Source organism: Clostridium pacaense (genome assembly GCF_020709765.2).
GTDB classification, from domain to species: Bacteria; Bacillota; Clostridia; order Lachnospirales; family Lachnospiraceae; genus Enterocloster; species Enterocloster hominis.
Genome location: NZ_JAJFEB020000014.1, coordinates 25,487 through 43,668, shown reverse-complemented (window position 1 = coordinate 43,668; position 18,182 = coordinate 25,487). Strand labels below are relative to the sequence as shown.

The window sequence follows — 18,182 nt, the reverse complement described above, 5'->3', positions numbered from 1 at the left end:
TACCTCCGGCCTGTTATGGGCGTACTGCCTCTCGGATTTCATTTACCTTGTCTGTGGTGATGCCTGTGGTGGGGGTCATCTCCACTTCCCCTGCCACTACCTTCATCTTCAGCTCCTCAACCTGTTTCCTGTCCTTTTCGTCAAGAAGCTTTTCATAGAATTCATTTTCCGCAATCCCCACTGCGTCCTCTGCAATACCAAATACTTCCCTGGTGCCGTAAGGTATCTCACCCTTCATGGCCCGGTCCACTGCCTTGACGGCATTTTCAGGAATGTTCTTGATGGCTGAGGTGATTACCACATTCGCCATCTCTGGTTTGGAATCCTTTAAGGCTTCTGCCTGGTCAGAGTCAACTCCGATAACAAACTTGCCCTGGGACACTGCCGCATCAATCACGCCAAGACCGGACTGGCCGGCTGCCGCAAAGATAACGGATAAACCGGAGTTATAGAGGAGGAGGGCATTTTCCTTCCCCTTGGCAGTGTCGGTAAAGCTGCCCACATAGGAGGTTGCCACCTTGATATCAGGATTCACTGCCTGGGCGCCTTCAATATATCCAACCAGGAACTCATTGATTCCCGGAATATCCATTCCGCCCACGAATCCAATCTTGTCCTCGCCCAGTTCAGCGGCCTTCAGTGCTCCGGCTGCCCCGGCCAGGAAACTCATCTCATTGTTCTTTGTTCCCATGATATAAACATTGGCAGGCGGCTCCGCCATCTCGTCATCCAGGTTGATGAACTTCTGGTCCGGATATTCCTCCGCCACCTGTACCAGCGCATCATCGTTATTGCTGGAGATGGTAAGGATCAGGTCGTATCCTTTTTCACACATATCCACAAGAGCCGGATAATATTTGGAAGTATCCACACCCGCCTCAACGTAATCCACATCCACACCCAGCTGCTCCTTGATTGGTTCGATGGAACGGAAGGACGCATCAAAGAAGGATTTATCGCCCAGGTTGCCGGGAATCATCAGCCCCACTTTAAAGTCATGGGGAGATACGGTTTCACCCATGCCGCTGTTTTCCGTTTCCTGGTCCGCGGCTTCCCCGCCCCCAGCCTTAGCGGTGTCCCCGGATCCCGCCTCCATGCTCTCTGTCTTTACGGTTGTCTCTTCATCCTCAGGTTCCGGCGCCCCACACCCGGTTAACAGACTGGCCGCCATACACACCGCAAGGAATCCTGCTGTCAGTTTCTTCATAAATAAAATCCTCCATTCGTTCATTCATTTTTTATCACAAGCCATATCGGCTGTAAATATCCCATAAAACCATACTAAAAATATGTATCCACAATCCGGTAGAACCGTTCCAGGTCCACGGACTGCGCAAATTGGAAACCTGTGTCCACCTGCGGATTGATTTCGTAGTAATTCGTCATATCCACCATGGTTCCCCTGGTCAGCTTCCCTGACAGTTCCACTGCAAAATGCCCCTTTTTCAGGGATACCACCTGATTGTCAATCAGGTATGCCACTAACAGCACATCATGAAATGTGACCGGGTATCCGGTGGCTTCCTGAAACAACCTGACCCCCTCCAGGAAATAATCCATCCTCCTGTCGTTCCTGCCCTTCCAGTCACTCAGGCGCTTATCATCGATTCTCAGGAATTTGGTCACATCCAGCCCCATCATGATTAACCGGCCTGACCGTTCCATGACAATGGACGCTGCCTCCGGGTCACAGAGGATGTTCCACTCCGGGCTGGAATTCATAAAGGTGCCGCCCATTCCGATAATCTGCACCCCCTTCATCAATTCCGGCTCCTTTAAGAATGCCATGGCCAGATTCGTCATGGCTCCCATGGCCAGGATAATCAGGTTTTTGTCCTCTTTTACTTTTTGGATGATGAAATCATCCGCATGTCCGGCTGCCGGACTATCCTCTGCAGTCTTACCATCCGTCCTGTAATCCTTTACCAATCCGTATTGTATCGGCGCTTCAAAATCACCCCCGCCATTCCCCAGGATCGGTCCCCCATATCCTGGGCAAACCGGAATACTGCCTCTTCCATACAGCGCCAGCAGGTCCCTTACCATCAAAGCCCGCTTTTCCGTATCCTTAAATACGGTTGTCACCCCAACTATTTCTATGGAGTCACAGGAGAGCGCCAGCATAAATGCCGCTGCGTCATCCACATCATCCCCCAGGTCCGTGTCAATCAGAACCCTGACCTTATCCATCTGCTTCTCTCCCTCTTAGTAAGTTTCACAAGTTTTTTATCACCATTTACAAATAAATAAGCAATTTGTATATACACTTATAAGTGTTTCTTATATTTTTATCCTTACTTGTAATTTGAATTATAAACGTACCTGAATGCAGAGTAAAGGACACATGTCCTTTACTCAGAAAAAAAGATGGAAAAATGCCAAAAGGCGGCAAGGACAGACACCACCTGGCCGCCACAGCTTTTGACTATAAGGATTTATTAAAGTATAAACGCAATACACATATATAACAGCGCAACCTTTCCATTGCGCCCTGACAGCAGATACAGTCCGCCTAAAGCAACCCCAAATATAAGGCTGAACATGCCCACTGAAACGTTTTTGGTAAATATGTGTGGCAGTCCCCAGGTCAGGCTGAGAACCATACTTCCCCAAGGGATGTTCTTTTTCCCTGTAAGCAGCTCTCCTGTGGCCTGGCTGTAATATACTATCATCAGCGCTAAAAGCATTTCCAAAATATAGTAGATAATCTGAAGCATGAACCCAATCCAGCCAGCGGTTTTTCCAAATGCCAGGAAATATTGCAGTTCTTTTAATGGCTTCGGCCCTCCGTTCAGGACCCACATTACAGCAGTGATGCATATAATAATCAGTACACACAGAAGGGTGTGTGGTTTTGCGTACGCTGCGGGTCCTCCGAATGGATTAGGATATGTTTCATTCCTCATTCCATAAAAAAGGAAAAGGGTTGATGAACTCCATAATGATATTATAAAAACCAAAGAACATAGAACCCTCAGATTACCCGGATAATCAGAAAACCATGCGTTCCTTACCCCGCTTGTCACAAAATCCATATAAAGAATGCCTACAGATGCAACTGCCGCCAAAATGGGCGGCCCAGGTTTTTCTTTCAAAGCAAATCCTCCTTTTTACATGTCGTATCTTAAGCATAATTGTCAAATACAAATATACCCCTTCGAATATATCCAATATTTGATAAAGATAAAGAAAAGATTGCTAAAAGTCCATAAAATCCGCATCCGCATGTCCGGCACCACAAAAAAAATCCCCTGAACAAACAAGGGGATTTTCAACCAATCCATCAGCTATGCAGAAATAAAGCGTAAGATGCCCGTCCGCACAAACAGTATATCATTCCACAGGGCGCCCTTATGGTTACACCTCATACAATTGCCGCATCCAGAAATGCTGCCTCTGCCGCATATCCTTCCATTCTTTTTATATCTTCATCCGTAAAACCAAAGGCATTTTTCACCAAGTCTATTTCCTTTAACAGTGTTGTGCCTGACACTGTCCTGTTATCCGTGTTCAGGGTCACATGGACGCCCGCATCATAAAGCTCCTTAATTGGATGCTCTTTCAGCGACCGTACGCCTTTGGTCTGCACATTGCTGGTCACGCAGACCTCCAGGGCCGTCCTGCGTGTCACCAGTTCCTTAATAAGGGATTGGTCCTGAATTGCCGCAATCCCATGGCCAATCCTGAGCGCCCCCATTTCCAGGGCCTTCCACATACTGTCCGGGCCGGCGGCCTCGCCTGCATGGATGGTCCGCTTTAACCCATAACGGTCTGCTTCTTCAAAAAGACTCCTGAAAAGTCCGGTATCATATACTTCCTCAGCGCCTGCCAGATCCACTCCGCAGACAATCCTGCCCTTTTCCCCGTCCTTCACGCAGTCAGCCGCGGTTTTCAGGGTTTCCATATTGTTCCTTGCCGTGCCTTCATCACTGCCTCTCATACAGCAGAGCAGAAGCCCGGCCTTTATTCCCGGATATGCAGCCATCCCGCGCTTCACGCCCGCGGCTACCGCCTCTGTCACCTCCATCTGGCTTAATCCCAATTCAGTGGAAAGCTGCGGCGCAAAGCGGATTTCCGCATATTCCACGCCCTCACGCGCCAAATCCTCCGTCAGTTCGAACGCCACCCGTTCCAATGCCACGTCCGTCTGAAGATAGTTCAGAGGAAGTGCAAAACGCGACAGATACTCCGACAGGCTGCTGCATGGCACAGGCGCCTGCATCAAGGTCACCAGCCCTTCCAAATCAGCTGCCGGAGCCTTCCCATCCCGTATCATCGCCAATTCCCATATTGTTTCCGGCCTTAAAGAGCCGTCCAGATGCACATGCAGTTCAATCATATCCGCCTTCTCCTTTTCTGTCATTCATCATTCAATAGGCTCCTGGCCTTCAGCGCCGAAAAATTACAGGTGCGGATGCTCATGGAACCACCGTCCACCCTATTATACTGCCTGGCATAAAGCTTGAGAAGATAGTTTCTCGCTTCTGCATCCTCTATCCCCAAAACCGCCGGAGCCGCGTCCGCTGAAAGCCCGGAAAAATCATCCAATGCAAACATATCAATATTGGCGATGTGTTCCACATTATATTTTGCAATCACATAATCCGGCCTCATCCAGGCAAATCCCAGATAAAAGACAGATACCGTCACCAGACAATACCGGAACAGCGGAAATCCATGATTAAATATAAGGACTATCACACCGGCCATCAGTATTACCAGCATGGCCAGGAACCAGAGCACCAGCACCCTTAAAAATGTAAGATGATACTGCCCCACATACAGAAGCATCCTGTATATGGCTGATGCAATCATCACATAGGTGCACATGCTGATGACCAGCAGGACTCCATTTAACAGGACATTTTCCTGACAATACTTCAGGCACAGAAGCACCATGACAAGGTTAAGAAACGCCACGGACAGCAGCTGGAAGAACCCCTGTCTTGCATAATCCGAATACGTCATCCCCCATGGCAGGCTTCCCTTCCCCATAAACAGATACACAACCTGAATGGCGCAGAATACCACATAGATGATGGCAATCATGGACATGAAACTGATTGCGGCAAACGGGGAACATACCCGCCGGTCAGCTGTTTCATCGCTGATATTCCCTGCGCAGGCGCTGCAGATAAGGCAATACATAATCAGTGTCCAGGCCGCGGTCTGAAGCAATACCAGGAAAATGGTAACAGGATTCAGTATCTCCCTTAACACCACATCCAGCATGTTCTGAAATACCATATCCGCGCTGCCCAATAAAAGACAGAGTATGACCATGGCCGGAACCGCCGCACACATACCTGCAATAAGCCTTAAAACATTCCTGTACTTCCTGCTCTTAATGGACTTTATATATTCCTTTCCATGGACAAACGGACAGTATATCATTCCAATGGCCTGGGCCAGGTATATGGCTATGGATGCCACGTATTTCCCGATATTCCATCTGCTGTCCTGGTGGAACTGGTGCAGGATGAAAATACAGAACAGAAGCACCAGCGCAAGCCTGTTCATATTATAACCAACCGTCATATTGGCTGTAAAACAGGTGGAAAGCCCTATGAAAAATGACAGTACCGCCAGGTATATGGATCCCTTCTTAACCTCCACCCCCACACGTCTGAACAAAAGGAACATGGCACCATATGTCACGGCCACCAAAAGGGGAACCGTTATTCCCAGAGGGTTATGATACAGGCAGAAGCAGGCAGCCGCTCCGTACGCTATGCTTAATGTTCCCAGGAAACCGAAATCCTGGCTTATGTCTTCCAGTTTCCGGTTCCCTTTGGAAATGCTTCCGGAAGCGCTTCTGGAAATGCTTTCGGAAACGCTTCCGGAAACATTATCTGCACTGTTTTTTTCAATATCATCATCCATCCGTATCCCCTCCCTCCTCATCCGGTTCATAAATCAATATATCACCTGGCTGGCAGTCCAGGGCTTCACAGATTGCCTCCAGGGTAGAGAACCTGATTGCCTTTGCCTTATTATTCTTAAGGATGGACAGATTCGCCATGGTGATATCCACCTCTGCGGCAAGTTCCTTCAGGCCCTTTTTCCGTCTGGCCATCATCACATCCAGATTAACCACAATTCCCATGCTATACCTTCCTTCCTAAATGGTCAGGTCATTTTCCTCTTTGTACCGTACGGCCTGTTCAAACACCTGACACAATACAAAGCAGAACAGACCTGCAATGGAAAACACAATAATGACAACCACGGTTGCCGGCGTGGGTGCAAGCGGGAGACGGATAAGGGAGATAAAAGCCAGGAAAAAGCTGCATTTCCCTATACGTTTTAAGGAATCTGCATTTTCCATCACAAACGCATCATCTGCCAGAACGGTTCCAAACATCCGTCTAAGTTCCCGCACAATCATAAGGGCCAGGATTCCGGAACCGATATAAAGCACGCACTGGGGTATATAATGCACCCTGAAAGATTGTATATATCTTCCCACATAACGGAATATCACGGGAATCCCCAGCGTGATTACCATTCCCCCATAAAACATGGCATCCAGCAGCCATTTCGTAAACCGTACAAGCCGTTTATTCATTCCACATCCACCTTTCTCTTATCACATTCCTTAAAATCCCTTTATCCGGAGCATACCACATTGTTTTCCATTTTTCAATATATTTTTATTGATATTCGATAATTTAATATTGATAATAGATAAATATTAAGATTTTTGTAATTATATGGGGTTGTAGTGATACGGGACCCAAATTGAAGATAAGATCAGAAACAGCAACTAATTACAATTACGTTGTCATAACAACATACAATACCATCCGCCTGCGGTATACTTATCACAGAAACATCAATACAGCATCAATAAGACCCACCCTCAGGAGGATATATAAATGATAAGAAGGATTATTAAAATAAATGAAGGACTCTGCAATGGATGCGGCGCATGTGCAGCTGCCTGCCACGAAGGCGCCATCGGCATGGTGGACGGTAAGGCAGTGCTGTTAAAGGATGACTATTGCGATGGGCTGGGGGACTGCCTTCCAACCTGTCCCACTGGCGCCATTACCTTTGAAGAAAGAGAAGCAGCGGCCTATGACGAAGCTGCTGTCAAGGCCCGCATGGCCGGGACAACAAAAAAAGAGGGCAGCAAGCCCTCTCCCTGCGGATGTCCGGGTTCCCAGTCCAGGTCCATCACCAGGCCCCAGCCTAGCCCCCAATCCACGCCTTATCACCCGGCAGCCCCCATCCCATCCATGGAAAGCCAGCTGTCCCAATGGCCGGTCCAGATCAAGCTGGTCCCCGTACAGGCGCCTTACTTTCAGGATGCCCGGCTGCTCATAGCAGCCGACTGTACTGCATTTGCTTACGGCAATTTCCACAACGACTTCATCGCGGGCCGGATCACCCTAATCGGATGCCCCAAGCTGGATATGGTGGACTATTCCGAAAAGCTGACAGAAATCATCCGTCTCAACGATATTAAAGATGTCACCGTTGTCCGCATGGAAGTGCCATGCTGCGGCGGCATTGAAAATGCCGTAAAAAACGCGCTTAAGGCCAGCGGCAGATCCATCCCGTGGCAGGTTGTGACTGTCAGGACGGATGGCAGCCTGATTTAATGCAGGCGGGAAGGGGTATCCGCCCCTTCCTTAATCCACGAACACCGTATTATACCTGTCAATACAATCACTCAGCGTATTGGAAAAATGCGCAATGGAACCCAGCGGCTCCAGCCCCGGGTCCTCAATGGGCTTTCCGCTTTCCACCTGTCCCATCATCCACTCCAGGGCCTGGAGCATCCTCTCATACAGTTGGTCAAATGGTTTTGAATTGCTCATGGATTCCATCATCATCTGGTTATTGTCAGCGGTGGCGGCATTTAAATCTTCCACGACCGAAGTCAGTTCATCGTATAATGGCCTAATCTTAGTCAGGTCCAGGTCCGTGATATTATCATCCGTCACACCCTGGAGCGTGCATTCGTCCATTATCTGCCCTGCAATGCTGATGCCGCGGCTGGCATTATACGCAATCAGCCTGCCCTCCGCCTTCATCTCCTCTTCTTCCGCTGCAATCCTCTCATCAGCCACCTCGCTCACGGCATGTATGAATTCGTATCCCAAAGGCTCAAATTCATCGGCAGCAGGATAGATGACAGCATGAAGGTCCTTTGCCTTCTGATACTGGTTTGCCGCATAATCATTGCTTCGGCTTACCTCTGAAAATGCTTCCATAAGCTCCTTTAAGGGTTCAGCCATCTCCTTCACCAGCGGATCCAATGTCTCATATGCAGGCTCCATGTCTGCAAGCTGTATGCAGTCATCTGCAAGATTCTTGCCAAATCCCCTGATACGGTAACCGTATGTATATCCACTGTCAGGAATCAGTGCAAACTCCTCACCATATTCCACCACCTCATAATAATAATCAATGTCGTCTAACAGCTTCACTATCTCATTATTCAGTTCAACATAATAATTATACTTTATCAGATCCATCTGCTCCGGGGAAATGCTTTCCTCCGCCCCTGTTTCCTCTTCTTCTGTTTCTTCCTCCACAGTCTTTGCAGGCTCACTCAGTGCCTTTGCCTTGGCATTCTCCTTCAGTTCATTAATGTTTTCACCGCATCCCGATACTGCCAGCACCGCAATACATACCGCTGCCAGTGCAGCGCCCATGAATCTCTTTCTCATACCGTACCTCCAGATATTATTATCCCTTTATCTTACCAGATATAACCATTTTCGTACAGGGATTAAACAAAAAAGACAGGATAACTGCTTCCCTCAAAACAGGACATCCAAAAACAGCTTTGTTATCTCTCTGGGCCTGGCAATGGCTGTCCCGGCCACCGCTGCCAGGACGCCCGTATCAAGGGCTGCCTTAAGCTGCTCCGGCGTCCACATCCCACCCTCGGCAATGACCGGACGGCTGCATGCATCCACCTTTTCCATGGTTGGGGTGATATAAATCCCGCAATCCTCAGAATCCTTTTCAATGATCCCAATCACAGGAAGATCCACCGGAATGCGCAGGGAAAGCGGACCCCGAAGAGCCCGCTTTCCAAAATCCTTTTATTCAGACAATGCCTCAAATATCAGCCTTCCCACAACAGAACCCCCGTCCAGAAGCCCGATGGATTGCTCGCCATAGTAGGCCGCCCGCCCATGGACCGACTTCATGGCTTTGGTTGACTCTGAACCTTCTGCAGCTATCCTGGCCGCATTCTTCAATGCTTCCTTAAAGTCCCCGTCCTTGTCTGCCAGCAGGCTTTCTGCCGCCGGATAGATGGAGTCCAGGATTGTCTTTTCACCAGGCTTTGAACCGGCCTTATCCATGATTTTCTGCACTCCGGCCATCACTGCCTCCGCAAATTCAGGAAGGCCTGCCTCGGTCCTGCCTTTTAAGGACTTTGCCATTCCCATAAATGCGAATGAGATAATGGTTCCGAGGCTTGAAGGGGCTGCCTCGTTGAACACGCCGCCTGTCTGCATCAGTATCTTGCCCAGGTCCGTCTCCTGCGTGCCCTCAACGAACACGGCCGCGGCCTCAAAGCCCTCGCTCATGGAAACACCCAGGTCACCGTCCCCGTTCTGCTGGTCCAGTTTAATCAGATAATCTTTATTCTCAGCCATGATCCGGCTTATCTTCCTAATACCCGTTTTAACAGATGCTGCATTCATTGTCGTATCCTCCTATTCGTCAAAGGGTCTTATTTGTTCAGGTTGGTGTAGAATGGTGTCTTTGCCGGGGAAAGCAGCAGTTCCTTTAACTGCCCATCCAGCTTGAAGATGGTAACGGAAAGTCCTGCCATCTCCATGGAGGTTGCATATTCACCCACATGAGGCATCACAACCTTGACGCCCATGTCATTTAACAGCTCGTGGACACGGCGGTACACAATCAGCTGCTCTTCCATGGGGGTTGCACCCAGACCGTTGACCATGACAGACACTTCGTCACCCTCTGCCAGAGGCATATCCTCTGTAATCCTGCCAACCAGGGTTTCCGCAACCTCATCGGCCGTCATCATTTTCCTGACCTCGATTCCCTTCTCCCCATGGATGCCCATTCCGATTTCAATCTCATCGTCTTCTATCTGGAAGGTGGGTTCCCCTACCTGTGGAACAATACATGGTGACAGGGCCACGCCCATGGTGCGGATATTGTCAAGGGCCTTCTGCGCCACTCCGGCCACTTCCTCCAGGGACATCATACGCTCCGCGGCAGCGCCTGCGGCCTTAAAGGCATATACCATTCCGGCAACACCGCGGCGTTTTTCCATTGTCTCCTTGGGACTGCTGGCAACATCGTCCTTTACACGCACTGTTTTGGTTTCCACATCATCCATTTCCACCATTTCACAGGCCATGTCAAAGTTCATATTATCGCCGCCGTAGTTCCCGTACAGGCAGAGCACGCCGCTGCCGTAATCACAGGCCTTAATCATATCGGCCATCTTCTTGGCGGACGGGGACGCGAATACATTGCCCACCGCGCATCCGTCCAGCATGCCCTGGCCCACATAGCCAAGGAATACGGGAAGATGTCCGCTTCCTCCGGCTGTCACGATCCCAACCTTGCCCTTTTCAACCGGGTAATTGGTGAGAAGTATCCTCTCATCCCCGTCTAACAATTTAACCTTATCCCCATAGGCATAAATAATGCCTTCCATTGTCTCTTTTACAAAATTTTCCGGTTTGTTGATTAATTTCTTCATGCTTGTTCCCCTTCCTTTTTTAAATACGAATATTCCGGATTCAATACAATACTGCGTCCCCCTGAAACCTCCAGGCTGGTGCCTGTTATGTAGGAAGCCCGGCTGCTGCAAAGAAATACCACCGGGGCAGCTATCTCCTCCGGCACGGCCACACGCCGTAAAAGGGTGTCGTCCGTATTCCGTTTCAGATAATCCGGTTTGATATTAGCCGCCACTGCCGGGGTTGCCGTAAATCCCGGCAGCACGGAATTAACCCGGACCCCATAAGCCGCATATTCCCCTGCAAAGGAAACCGCCAGCTTAATCACCGCCGACTTTAAAGGCCCATACAGGGTGCTGGCGCCCACGGTGCCGCATCTGGCCGCCAGGGAGCTGATATTGATAATGCTTCCGCCGGTTTTTTTCATGTAGCGGAAAGCTGCCTGGGTGCCGTATATGGTGCTGAAGAAGCATACCTTTGTAATCTTCTCAATATCCTGCTCCCTGTACTCTTCCCCCTCTTTTGGGAAACTGGCCCCTACATTGTTAATCCAGCAGTCCAGGGAGCCGAACCTCCCATAAGCTTCCTTCGCAACCCTGTAGACATCTTCCTCCACCGTCATGTCTGCGGCGGTTCCATATACTGTTCCATATACCGCTCCATGCACCGTATGGCCTGCGGCGCCAGACGGCTCCGCCATTCCATCCGATACTGCGGCGCCAGCCGACTCCGCCATTCCATCCGATACCGCGGCGCTAGCCGGCTCCGCCATTCCATCCGATACCACGGCGCCAGCCGATGCCCCTGCTCCGCCCAAGGCCCTCACCGCGGCATCCACTTCATCCACATTCCTGGCACAGATAAAAACATTGGCCCCCTCTTCCAGGAAGGTCTTTGCAACCGCGTACCCGATGCCCTTGCTGCCGCCTGTGACAACGGCGGTCTTTCCTTTCAGTCCTAAGTCCATACCCTGCCTGCTTTCCCCGATTTTTCCTACGCACCCAGATAAGCTGCCTTCACCCTTGGGTCCACAAGGAGTTCCTTGCCCTTGCCTTCCATGATAATCTTACCTGTCTCCAGCACATAACCCCTGTCCGCAATGGACAATGCCATGGATGCATTCTGCTCAATCAGAAGGATGGTCTTGCCCATGTCCCTGATTTTTAATATCAGTTCAAATATATCTTCAACAATAATCGGCGCCAGTCCCAGGGACGGCTCATCCAACATCACGATATCCGGGTCCATCATAAGGCCCCTTGATATGGCAAGCATCTGCTGCTCGCCGCCTGACAGGCTTCCTCCTGCCTGGCCGATACGTTCCTTCAGACGCGGGAACAGGGTGTACTGTTCCTCCACCAGTTCATTAATCCTGGCCTTGGTAAGCTTGGGGTTGCCCAGGGAGCCTGCAATCAGGTTCTCGTACACGGTCAGGGCAGGGAATATCTTCCTTCCCTCAGGCACATGGCACATACCCATTTTTACCACTTTATCCGGCGGCATCTTTGTGATGTCATGCCCCTTAAATGTAATCTTGCCGCTTACCTTGGGAACCAGCCCCGATATGGCGCCCAGGGTAGTTGTCTTACCCGCGCCGTTGGAACCGATTAATGTGATGATCTCGCCTTCCTCCACGTGGAAGCTGATGTCCGTAAGCGCTGTGATATATCCGTAATTGACTGAAAGATGTTCCACATTAAGCATGAACCTTCACCGCCTCTCCTGCAATGATACCCTTGCCGAAATATGCCTCCTGCACTTCCTTGTTGGACTTCACCTCATCCGGCGTGCCCTCGCATATCTTCTGTCCGAAGTTCAGGACCAGGATGCGGTTACAGGAATTCATCACGAACTTCATGTCATGTTCAATAACCGCGATGGTATATCCGCCTTCGTTGAGCATTTTGATAAACTCCATAAGCTCCTGTGTCTCCAGGGGGTTCATGCCCGCCGCAGGCTCATCCAGCAAAAGGATGTACGGCTCCAGGGCCAGCGCCCTGGCAATCTCGACCTTACGCTGCATGCCGTATGCCAGGTTGCCCGCCATGGTATCCCTGTATTCGAACAGGCCGATGGCCTTTAATATCTCCTCGCTCTTGCTAATCGCGTACTCCTCATCCTGCCTGTAGGTCTTGGTGTGGACGATTGCATCCAGCATATTGCTCTTCGTCCTGATATGGCATCCGATCTTAACATTGTCCAGGACGCTCATGAACTTAAACAGCTGCAGGTTCTGGAAGGTCCTTGCCATACGTTTCCTTGCTACCCTTTCAGATGAGAATCCGGTCACATCCTCTCCCATCAGGTATACCTTGCCCTTGGTAGGGGTGTACATACCGGTACACATATTAAAGAAGGTGGTCTTCCCGGCCCCGTTAGGCCCGATGATGCCGAAAATGTCACCTGCCATTACCTTCATATCCACGTTTTCAACTGCCTTCAGACCGCCAAAGTATTTACATAAGCCTTTTGATTCAAGAATCGGTACGCTTCTGTCAATCTTATCGAACTCAATCATGCCTTCTTCACCTCCGGAGTCTTTTTCTTATCCCCATCCTTTTTCTGGATCTCGCCGCCGGCAAGGATGGAATCAGATGCACCCATAAGTCCCTGAGGACGTACCCACATCATCAGGATGATGATGATTGCATAGATTACATATCTCCAGTTCTCCAGGAAACGCAGGGCCTCAGTCAGGATTGTAACAATTGTGGAACCAAGAATCGGTCCAAGCAGGGTTCCCTGGCCTCCGATGACGACCATGGCCAGCACGTTAAAACCTGTATCCGTGGTAAACTGCGATGACTCGATATAGTTGACAAAGGGAGCGTAGGCAGCCCCGATGATCCCTGCCCAGAATGCCCCGTACATAAAGTTCATGCACTTGCACTTACTGGTCTCAACGCCCAGTGACTTGGCAGCCACCTGGTCCTCACGGATTGCCATCCATGCGCGGCCCACCCTGGATTTTAAGACCCTGTCCGTAATGAACAGGAACACCACGCCGATGATAAGGAATATGAAGTAGTAATATTTAGGCTTGAACATTTCCAGGCCAAAGAAATTAGGATAAGGAATCTGCTTGATACCCAATGCGCCGCCGGTTACAGGCGTCCAGGTCTGGGCAATGATCCTTATGATCTCAGATGCGCCCAGCGTGACAATGGACAGATAGATTCCCGACAGCTTAAGCGTTGGAAGGCTTACAATCAGTCCCACAAGGGCTGCAAGGATACCTGCAACCGGAAGGGCAATCCAGAAGTCCACGCCCACATTCTTGGACAGGGCCGCGCAGGTATAAGCGCCAATTGCAAAGAATCCGGCCTGGCCCAGACAGGTCTGGCCGCTGTAGCCGTTGATTACGTTCAGGGAGCCGGCCAATGTGGCATACATCATGATGGTACAGATATATCTCAGTATCAGGGCCTGTTTAATCACAAACGGAAGCACGATGGATATAACAAGAAGAGCTAACAGTACAGGCAGCTTATGTTTTTCATAAAATGCTTTTGCCTTATTCATCATACCCTCACTCCTTTCTTGCTGACAAATCCCTGAGGCCTGATTAACAGTACAAGGATCAGGAAGCCGAATGCAAATACATCGCGGAAGGTTGCCGCCGATACCGCAATGCCCAGGTTCTCAATGACACCGATACACAGGCCGCCCAGGGCAGAGAACCGGATATCCACCAGGCCGCCCAGCACGCTGGCCGCAAATGCCTTCATACTGTAGATACCGCCCATGGTAGCTGATACGGAATAATAATAGATACAGAGCAGGATGCCCGCAATGCCGCCAAATCCGGAACCAATACAGTTACCGATCATGGCTGTACGTTTTACGTTAATGCCCACCAGATAAGCAGCATCCTTGTTCTGGCTTACGGCCCTGAGGGCAATGCCCCACTTGGTCTTGTTAAAGAACAGGGTCAGCGCGGAGGCCAGCACCACCACAAGAACAATCACCACAATCTGGAGAAGCTTAATATCCAGTCGAACACTACCTAACATTAAGGTAAATGTTTTATTTTCAACAATATCAAGAACCGGTTTTGTCTCAGGTCCGAATACGATCTGAGCCAGGTTTTTAATCAGCATACTGATGCCGATGGTACACAGCAGTGAAATATGCCTTGGTGCATTAAAGAATTTCTCATAACAAAGCTTATAAACAACAATACCAATCAGGAATGAACCTGTAAATGCCGCAAGGATTGCCAGGGGCAGGTTATTTCCAAATAAAAGGAAAATATAATAAGACGAGAACGCCCCGATCATCATGATCTCGCCATATGTGAATGTAACCATTCCTACTACACCGACTATAACAGAATAGCCGATTGCCATCAGTGCGTAAATCGCGCCCTGGCACAAGCCGTTAACCAGCTGATTTAATACATATTCCATCTCCATACCTCCGCGAAGTTTTTTTAAGGGGCGGCAGTGCCCGGGCGGAATAAATCATCAAACACGCCCTGACATGCCGCCCCCTTGCTGCCTTTCTATACGCTATGGCGAATTAAAGGCCTTCTGCGCCGTATTCAAATCCTTCAAGAACAACCCACTTGGCATCCTTAACACCGCAGATCATGTACTGACGCTCGATATCGCCGTCCGGTGTAAAGTTAAGTGCGCCTGTAACGCCTGTATTCTGGCTTTCAGCCAGCGCCTGCTGGATTGCATCACGTGTGATCTCCCCATCGCCAATCTTCTCTACCGCATTGGCAATCAGATATACACAGTCATAAGCACATGCAGGGTGGATGGTTGGTGCAAATCCTGCCTCGCCCTCAAACCACTTTGCCCAGCTGGAAAGTTCCTCATTGTTCTCATCAAAGAAGAAAGGAGAGGTAACAATCAGGTTATCCGGTGTGGTCAGCTGCTTAATCAGCTGCTCGGAGGTGCCAGGCCCTAAAGCAACGTGCTGGATATCCCATCCCGCCGCATCTGCCTGGTTGAAGATAGCTGCCACGGAATCGCCCTGGTCCATGACTACCAGGCAGTCCGGGTCAATGGATCTCATCTTTGTAATCAGGGAGCTGAAATCCTTCTCGCCTGTGGCGTATTTCTCAACCGTAACATCCAGGCCTTCCTTCTCAGCCTGAATCATGAAGTTGTCATAACAGGAAAGACCCCAGTCACTGTCCACACGGATAACGGCAATCTTCTGTGCGCCCAGGTATTTTTTAAGTATGTACTTTGCAAGGTAAGGAGCTTCCACGTCCTGGCGGCCCATGATACTGAAGCAGTATTTGCTCATGTTGGCATAGTCAGGTGCGGATGCGGTGGGGCTTAACTGTACGATTCCATAGCGGTCCACGATCTCGGCATTGGCCTTGCATGCGCCGGAGGTAAAGTCGCCCAGGATAGCCATGACACTTTCATCTTCAGCAAAGTTGGTTGCCATGTTGGAGGACACCACTGCGTCGCCCTGCGTATCCTTAATCTCGATTTCAAACTTATGTCCGTTAATGCCGCCCTTTTCATTAATCTCATCAATTGCCTTCTGGAATCCGATCTGGAATCCCTTTCCATACTCAGCATAGTTGCCGATAAGAGGCGCCAGACCTCCCAGCTTGATGACTGATTTATCCCCCGGGGCTGCTTCTGTCTTGGTTCCGCCTGAACATCCTGTCAGTAATCCTGCCGCCATTGCAGCTGAAAGTGCCAGAGCTGCCATTGTCTTAAACCTTTTCATAAGAAAACTCCTCCTTGTATCTCTCCTGATTATTTGTGGAAGCAAAGCTTACATGTAGCGCATCCCTTAGCCAGTGTATCGGTCAGATCCAGTGTCAGTCCCATAGCCTCTGCAATACCGCGGTCCCCGTCCATGGCGATGTCACAGAGCTTAGCGCAGGTCTCATCATCAAAGCCCAGCTTCTTCCATGCATTCAACAGTGCGCAGTAGTGGAAATCAACAGGAACCTCTGTCTCTGTCACTTCATGTACTTCCTGCTCAAATGTCTTTCTTCCCAGTTCATTTAAGAATACCTCAGCGAAATCCCTGCAGTCATCCGGATTGGAACAGGCAGCCTTGAAGTTGGCGCCGTGGATGTTACCGCATCTCTTGATAGCCCTTCTGAATGCCGGCTCCGGATCAATGCCGTCCTTTTTCAGTTCATCATAGATAAGGCCCATCCAGGTTGCCCTGTGCTCAATTGCCGCCCTGTTAATATTTGCCTGCTCGTCGTTTGTAAGTGTTGCTACATTCTTGATTTCTCCCATGATATCTCTTATCTCCTTTCATTATATACAGCTTTATCTTCTGTGATTTGCTGTATCTCACAAAACTAATCATATCAGTTTTTATCTAAATGTCAAGCATTTTTAGTTAATATTTATATTATTTTTCCATCATCCCTTATAAAAACATATATATTGCCCACCATTACGCAAAACAGCCCAAAAATCTAATATGACTATTTACATTTTTCACGAGGGGGATTATAATGGTTTTTAATGCTTTTTTATTTATTTTGTTTGGTATTGATTTTGCTTCCAATATATTCTATACTGATTGCATAAACATGATAGCATGACATTCCCCAAGAAAGGATACATCTAATATGATTAGCCAGGAAATGAACCTGAAAGAGCAGATACATCACCATCTGTTTTCGGATATAGTCAACGGCGTTTACACGCCAGGAAGCATTCTTCACGAAAAGAACCTGATGGAAAAATACGGAGTCAGCCGCGCCCCCATCCGCGAAGCCCTGATACAGCTATGCAGCGAGGGCGTACTTCGCAACCTTCCCAAACGCGGTTACGAGGTAACGGAAATCAGCGCCGAAGAGATACAGAACATCATACGCTACCGCATCTCCCTGGAGTGCGGCTTCATGCAGCAGTACGGCTCCTATATAGACGATGCCCTCATAGAAAAGCTGGAACAGCACAACCTGAACCACCAGCAGCGCCAGGGCGAGGGCCTGACCGCCCTGGAACATTGGCAGGACAACATTTACTTCCACCTGCTTTTATTCTCCAATTACCGGAATGACTACGCTTACAAAAGACTCCAGGAATCCATGGCCACCCAGACACGTTTCTACGCCCAAAAACGCTCCCGCCAATGGCACTCCCCCATCTTCTACGATGCGGACGGACTCCACGTGGCAATCGTGGATTACCTGAAGCAGAAAAACTATAGTATGGCGTCTAATATCCTGAAGGCGGATATTGAAGATAGTACGACGATGTGAGGATTTAAAATGTAATAAAAAAAGAATATCTGATATGCTCCCAGGTAACAGGTTTTTATTTTTTACTTATCTACCTAGAAGGAAACATATCAGTAAGGTCAAACTAATGTGCACAATATTAATATGAATAATAATATTTTCTCTCCTGTCATGCCCGGAATCCCCAGTCCGCGGAGCGGGCCAGGGCGGGCGTTTCCTGGAGGAGCCGGACGGGGCCGGAGGATTCATTTGGGCGGCGGGCGGTAGGACGCATTGTGGAGGAGGGCGCAGCTTCTTAGGTTCTGACA

Annotated in this window: 20 protein-coding genes; 2 read left to right on the top strand and 18 right to left on the bottom strand. The window is 49.4% G+C overall.

Features of this window, described 5'->3' with window-relative positions:
* Positions 1–13: 13 nt before the first annotated feature.
* From LK536_RS49725 to LK536_RS49695, 7 genes are all read right to left on the bottom strand, one after another.
* Positions 14–1,207: a BMP family ABC transporter substrate-binding protein gene (locus LK536_RS49725; protein ID WP_227796555.1), complete on the bottom strand. Its 1,194-nt coding sequence runs from the start codon at positions 1,205–1,207 to the stop codon at positions 14–16.
* A gap of 74 nt (positions 1,208–1,281) precedes the next feature.
* Positions 1,282–2,190, bottom strand: a complete 909-nt coding sequence (locus LK536_RS49720) for a nucleoside hydrolase (protein WP_227796554.1) — start codon at positions 2,188–2,190, stop codon at positions 1,282–1,284.
* 248 nt (positions 2,191–2,438) lie between these two features.
* On the bottom strand, positions 2,439–2,906 hold the full coding sequence (locus LK536_RS49715; RefSeq protein WP_150846374.1) for a hypothetical protein: 468 nt from the start codon (positions 2,904–2,906) through the stop codon (positions 2,439–2,441).
* A gap of 458 nt (positions 2,907–3,364) precedes the next feature.
* Complete coding sequence (gene add, locus LK536_RS49710; RefSeq protein ID WP_227796553.1) at positions 3,365–4,339, bottom strand: adenosine deaminase; 975 nt, start codon at positions 4,337–4,339, stop codon at positions 3,365–3,367.
* Between the two features lie 20 nt (positions 4,340–4,359).
* On the bottom strand, positions 4,360–5,883 hold the full coding sequence (locus LK536_RS49705; RefSeq protein WP_227796552.1) for a DUF4153 domain-containing protein: 1,524 nt from the start codon (positions 5,881–5,883) through the stop codon (positions 4,360–4,362).
* On the bottom strand, positions 5,876–6,106 hold the full coding sequence (locus LK536_RS49700; protein ID WP_120058307.1) for a helix-turn-helix domain-containing protein: 231 nt from the start codon (positions 6,104–6,106) through the stop codon (positions 5,876–5,878). The genes LK536_RS49705 and LK536_RS49700 overlap by 8 nt, the downstream gene beginning before the upstream one ends.
* 15 nt (positions 6,107–6,121) lie before the next feature.
* A complete protein-coding gene (locus LK536_RS49695; RefSeq protein ID WP_008726685.1) occupies positions 6,122–6,568 on the bottom strand; it encodes a DUF2975 domain-containing protein in 447 nt (148 codons plus the stop codon).
* A 310-nt stretch (positions 6,569–6,878) separates the two neighbouring features.
* Between LK536_RS49695 and LK536_RS49690 the strand changes: the two genes are divergently transcribed.
* Entirely contained in the window at positions 6,879–7,607 is a 729-nt protein-coding gene (locus tag LK536_RS49690; RefSeq protein WP_025484680.1) for a 4Fe-4S dicluster domain-containing protein, read from the top strand.
* Between the two features lie 30 nt (positions 7,608–7,637).
* Here the strand turns inward: LK536_RS49690 and LK536_RS49685 are convergent, their stop codons facing one another.
* The 11 genes from LK536_RS49685 to LK536_RS49635 all read right to left on the bottom strand — a co-directional run bounded on the left by LK536_RS49685 (position 7,638) and on the right by LK536_RS49635 (position 16,915).
* Positions 7,638–8,681 (bottom strand): DUF3829 domain-containing protein, encoded by a 1,044-nt coding sequence (locus tag LK536_RS49685; protein WP_227796551.1) that lies wholly within the window; start codon positions 8,679–8,681, stop codon positions 7,638–7,640.
* A gap of 93 nt (positions 8,682–8,774) precedes the next feature.
* A complete protein-coding gene (locus LK536_RS49680; RefSeq protein WP_227796550.1) occupies positions 8,775–9,011 on the bottom strand; it encodes a beta/alpha barrel domain-containing protein in 237 nt (78 codons plus the stop codon).
* 51 nt (positions 9,012–9,062) lie between these two features.
* Complete coding sequence (locus LK536_RS49675) at positions 9,063–9,671, bottom strand: dihydroxyacetone kinase subunit L (RefSeq protein ID WP_008726689.1); 609 nt, start codon at positions 9,669–9,671, stop codon at positions 9,063–9,065.
* 29 nt (positions 9,672–9,700) lie between these two features.
* Positions 9,701–10,708 carry a dihydroxyacetone kinase subunit DhaK gene (locus LK536_RS49670; protein ID WP_008726690.1) on the bottom strand — a complete coding sequence of 336 codons (1,008 nt, stop codon included), beginning with the start codon at positions 10,706–10,708 and terminating at the stop codon, positions 9,701–9,703.
* A complete protein-coding gene (locus tag LK536_RS49665; RefSeq protein ID WP_227796549.1) occupies positions 10,705–11,655 on the bottom strand; it encodes an SDR family NAD(P)-dependent oxidoreductase in 951 nt (316 codons plus the stop codon). Before LK536_RS49665 ends, LK536_RS49670 begins: the two co-directional genes overlap by 4 nt.
* Positions 11,656–11,681: 26 nt before the next feature.
* A complete protein-coding gene (locus LK536_RS49660; protein WP_008726694.1) occupies positions 11,682–12,392 on the bottom strand; it encodes an ABC transporter ATP-binding protein in 711 nt (236 codons plus the stop codon).
* Positions 12,385–13,206 (bottom strand): ABC transporter ATP-binding protein, encoded by an 822-nt coding sequence (locus LK536_RS49655; protein WP_050927401.1) that lies wholly within the window; start codon positions 13,204–13,206, stop codon positions 12,385–12,387. Before LK536_RS49655 ends, LK536_RS49660 begins: the two co-directional genes overlap by 8 nt.
* Positions 13,203–14,213, bottom strand: a complete 1,011-nt coding sequence (locus LK536_RS49650) for a branched-chain amino acid ABC transporter permease (RefSeq protein WP_008726696.1) — start codon at positions 14,211–14,213, stop codon at positions 13,203–13,205. Before LK536_RS49650 ends, LK536_RS49655 begins: the two co-directional genes overlap by 4 nt.
* A complete protein-coding gene (locus LK536_RS49645; protein WP_025484671.1) occupies positions 14,210–15,097 on the bottom strand; it encodes a branched-chain amino acid ABC transporter permease in 888 nt (295 codons plus the stop codon). The genes LK536_RS49650 and LK536_RS49645 overlap by 4 nt, the downstream gene beginning before the upstream one ends.
* Positions 15,098–15,209: 112 nt before the next feature.
* Entirely contained in the window at positions 15,210–16,388 is a 1,179-nt protein-coding gene (locus tag LK536_RS49640; RefSeq protein WP_227796548.1) for an ABC transporter substrate-binding protein, read from the bottom strand.
* A gap of 29 nt (positions 16,389–16,417) precedes the next feature.
* Positions 16,418–16,915, bottom strand: coding sequence for an L-2-amino-thiazoline-4-carboxylic acid hydrolase (locus LK536_RS49635; RefSeq protein ID WP_008726701.1), 498 nt, complete (start codon positions 16,913–16,915; stop codon positions 16,418–16,420).
* Between the two features lie 341 nt (positions 16,916–17,256).
* On the opposite strand from LK536_RS49635, the gene LK536_RS49630 reads away from it, so the two are divergent.
* Complete coding sequence (locus LK536_RS49630; protein ID WP_008726702.1) at positions 17,257–17,895, top strand: GntR family transcriptional regulator; 639 nt, start codon at positions 17,257–17,259, stop codon at positions 17,893–17,895.
* Positions 17,896–18,182: the final 287 nt, after the last annotated feature.

Coding starts and splice junctions, on each gene's coding strand:
- LK536_RS49720 (WP_227796554.1), bottom strand. CDS start 2,190: ATGGATAAGGTCAGGGTTCTGATTGACACGGACCTGGGGGATGATGTG.
- LK536_RS49645 (WP_025484671.1), bottom strand. CDS start 15,097: ATGGAATATGTATTAAATCAGCTGGTTAACGGCTTGTGCCAGGGCGCG.
- LK536_RS49690 (WP_025484680.1), top strand. CDS start 6,879: ATGATAAGAAGGATTATTAAAATAAATGAAGGACTCTGCAATGGATGC.
- LK536_RS49700 (WP_120058307.1), bottom strand. CDS start 6,106: ATGGGAATTGTGGTTAATCTGGATGTGATGATGGCCAGACGGAAAAAG.
- LK536_RS49695 (WP_008726685.1), bottom strand. CDS start 6,568: ATGAATAAACGGCTTGTACGGTTTACGAAATGGCTGCTGGATGCCATG.
- LK536_RS49665 (WP_227796549.1), bottom strand. CDS start 11,655: ATGGACTTAGGACTGAAAGGAAAGACCGCCGTTGTCACAGGCGGCAGC.
- LK536_RS49670 (WP_008726690.1), bottom strand. CDS start 10,708: ATGAAGAAATTAATCAACAAACCGGAAAATTTTGTAAAAGAGACAATG.
- LK536_RS49630 (WP_008726702.1), top strand. CDS start 17,257: ATGATTAGCCAGGAAATGAACCTGAAAGAGCAGATACATCACCATCTG.
- LK536_RS49685 (WP_227796551.1), bottom strand. CDS start 8,681: ATGAGAAAGAGATTCATGGGCGCTGCACTGGCAGCGGTATGTATTGCG.
- LK536_RS49640 (WP_227796548.1), bottom strand. CDS start 16,388: ATGAAAAGGTTTAAGACAATGGCAGCTCTGGCACTTTCAGCTGCAATG.
- LK536_RS49635 (WP_008726701.1), bottom strand. CDS start 16,915: ATGGGAGAAATCAAGAATGTAGCAACACTTACAAACGACGAGCAGGCA.
- add (WP_227796553.1), bottom strand. CDS start 4,339: ATGATTGAACTGCATGTGCATCTGGACGGCTCTTTAAGGCCGGAAACA.
- LK536_RS49705 (WP_227796552.1), bottom strand. CDS start 5,883: ATGGATGATGATATTGAAAAAAACAGTGCAGATAATGTTTCCGGAAGC.
- LK536_RS49675 (WP_008726689.1), bottom strand. CDS start 9,671: ATGAATGCAGCATCTGTTAAAACGGGTATTAGGAAGATAAGCCGGATC.
- LK536_RS49650 (WP_008726696.1), bottom strand. CDS start 14,213: ATGATGAATAAGGCAAAAGCATTTTATGAAAAACATAAGCTGCCTGTA.
- LK536_RS49655 (WP_050927401.1), bottom strand. CDS start 13,206: ATGATTGAGTTCGATAAGATTGACAGAAGCGTACCGATTCTTGAATCA.
- LK536_RS49715 (WP_150846374.1), bottom strand. CDS start 2,906: ATGAGGAATGAAACATATCCTAATCCATTCGGAGGACCCGCAGCGTAC.
- LK536_RS49660 (WP_008726694.1), bottom strand. CDS start 12,392: ATGCTTAATGTGGAACATCTTTCAGTCAATTACGGATATATCACAGCG.
- LK536_RS49725 (WP_227796555.1), bottom strand. CDS start 1,207: ATGAAGAAACTGACAGCAGGATTCCTTGCGGTGTGTATGGCGGCCAGT.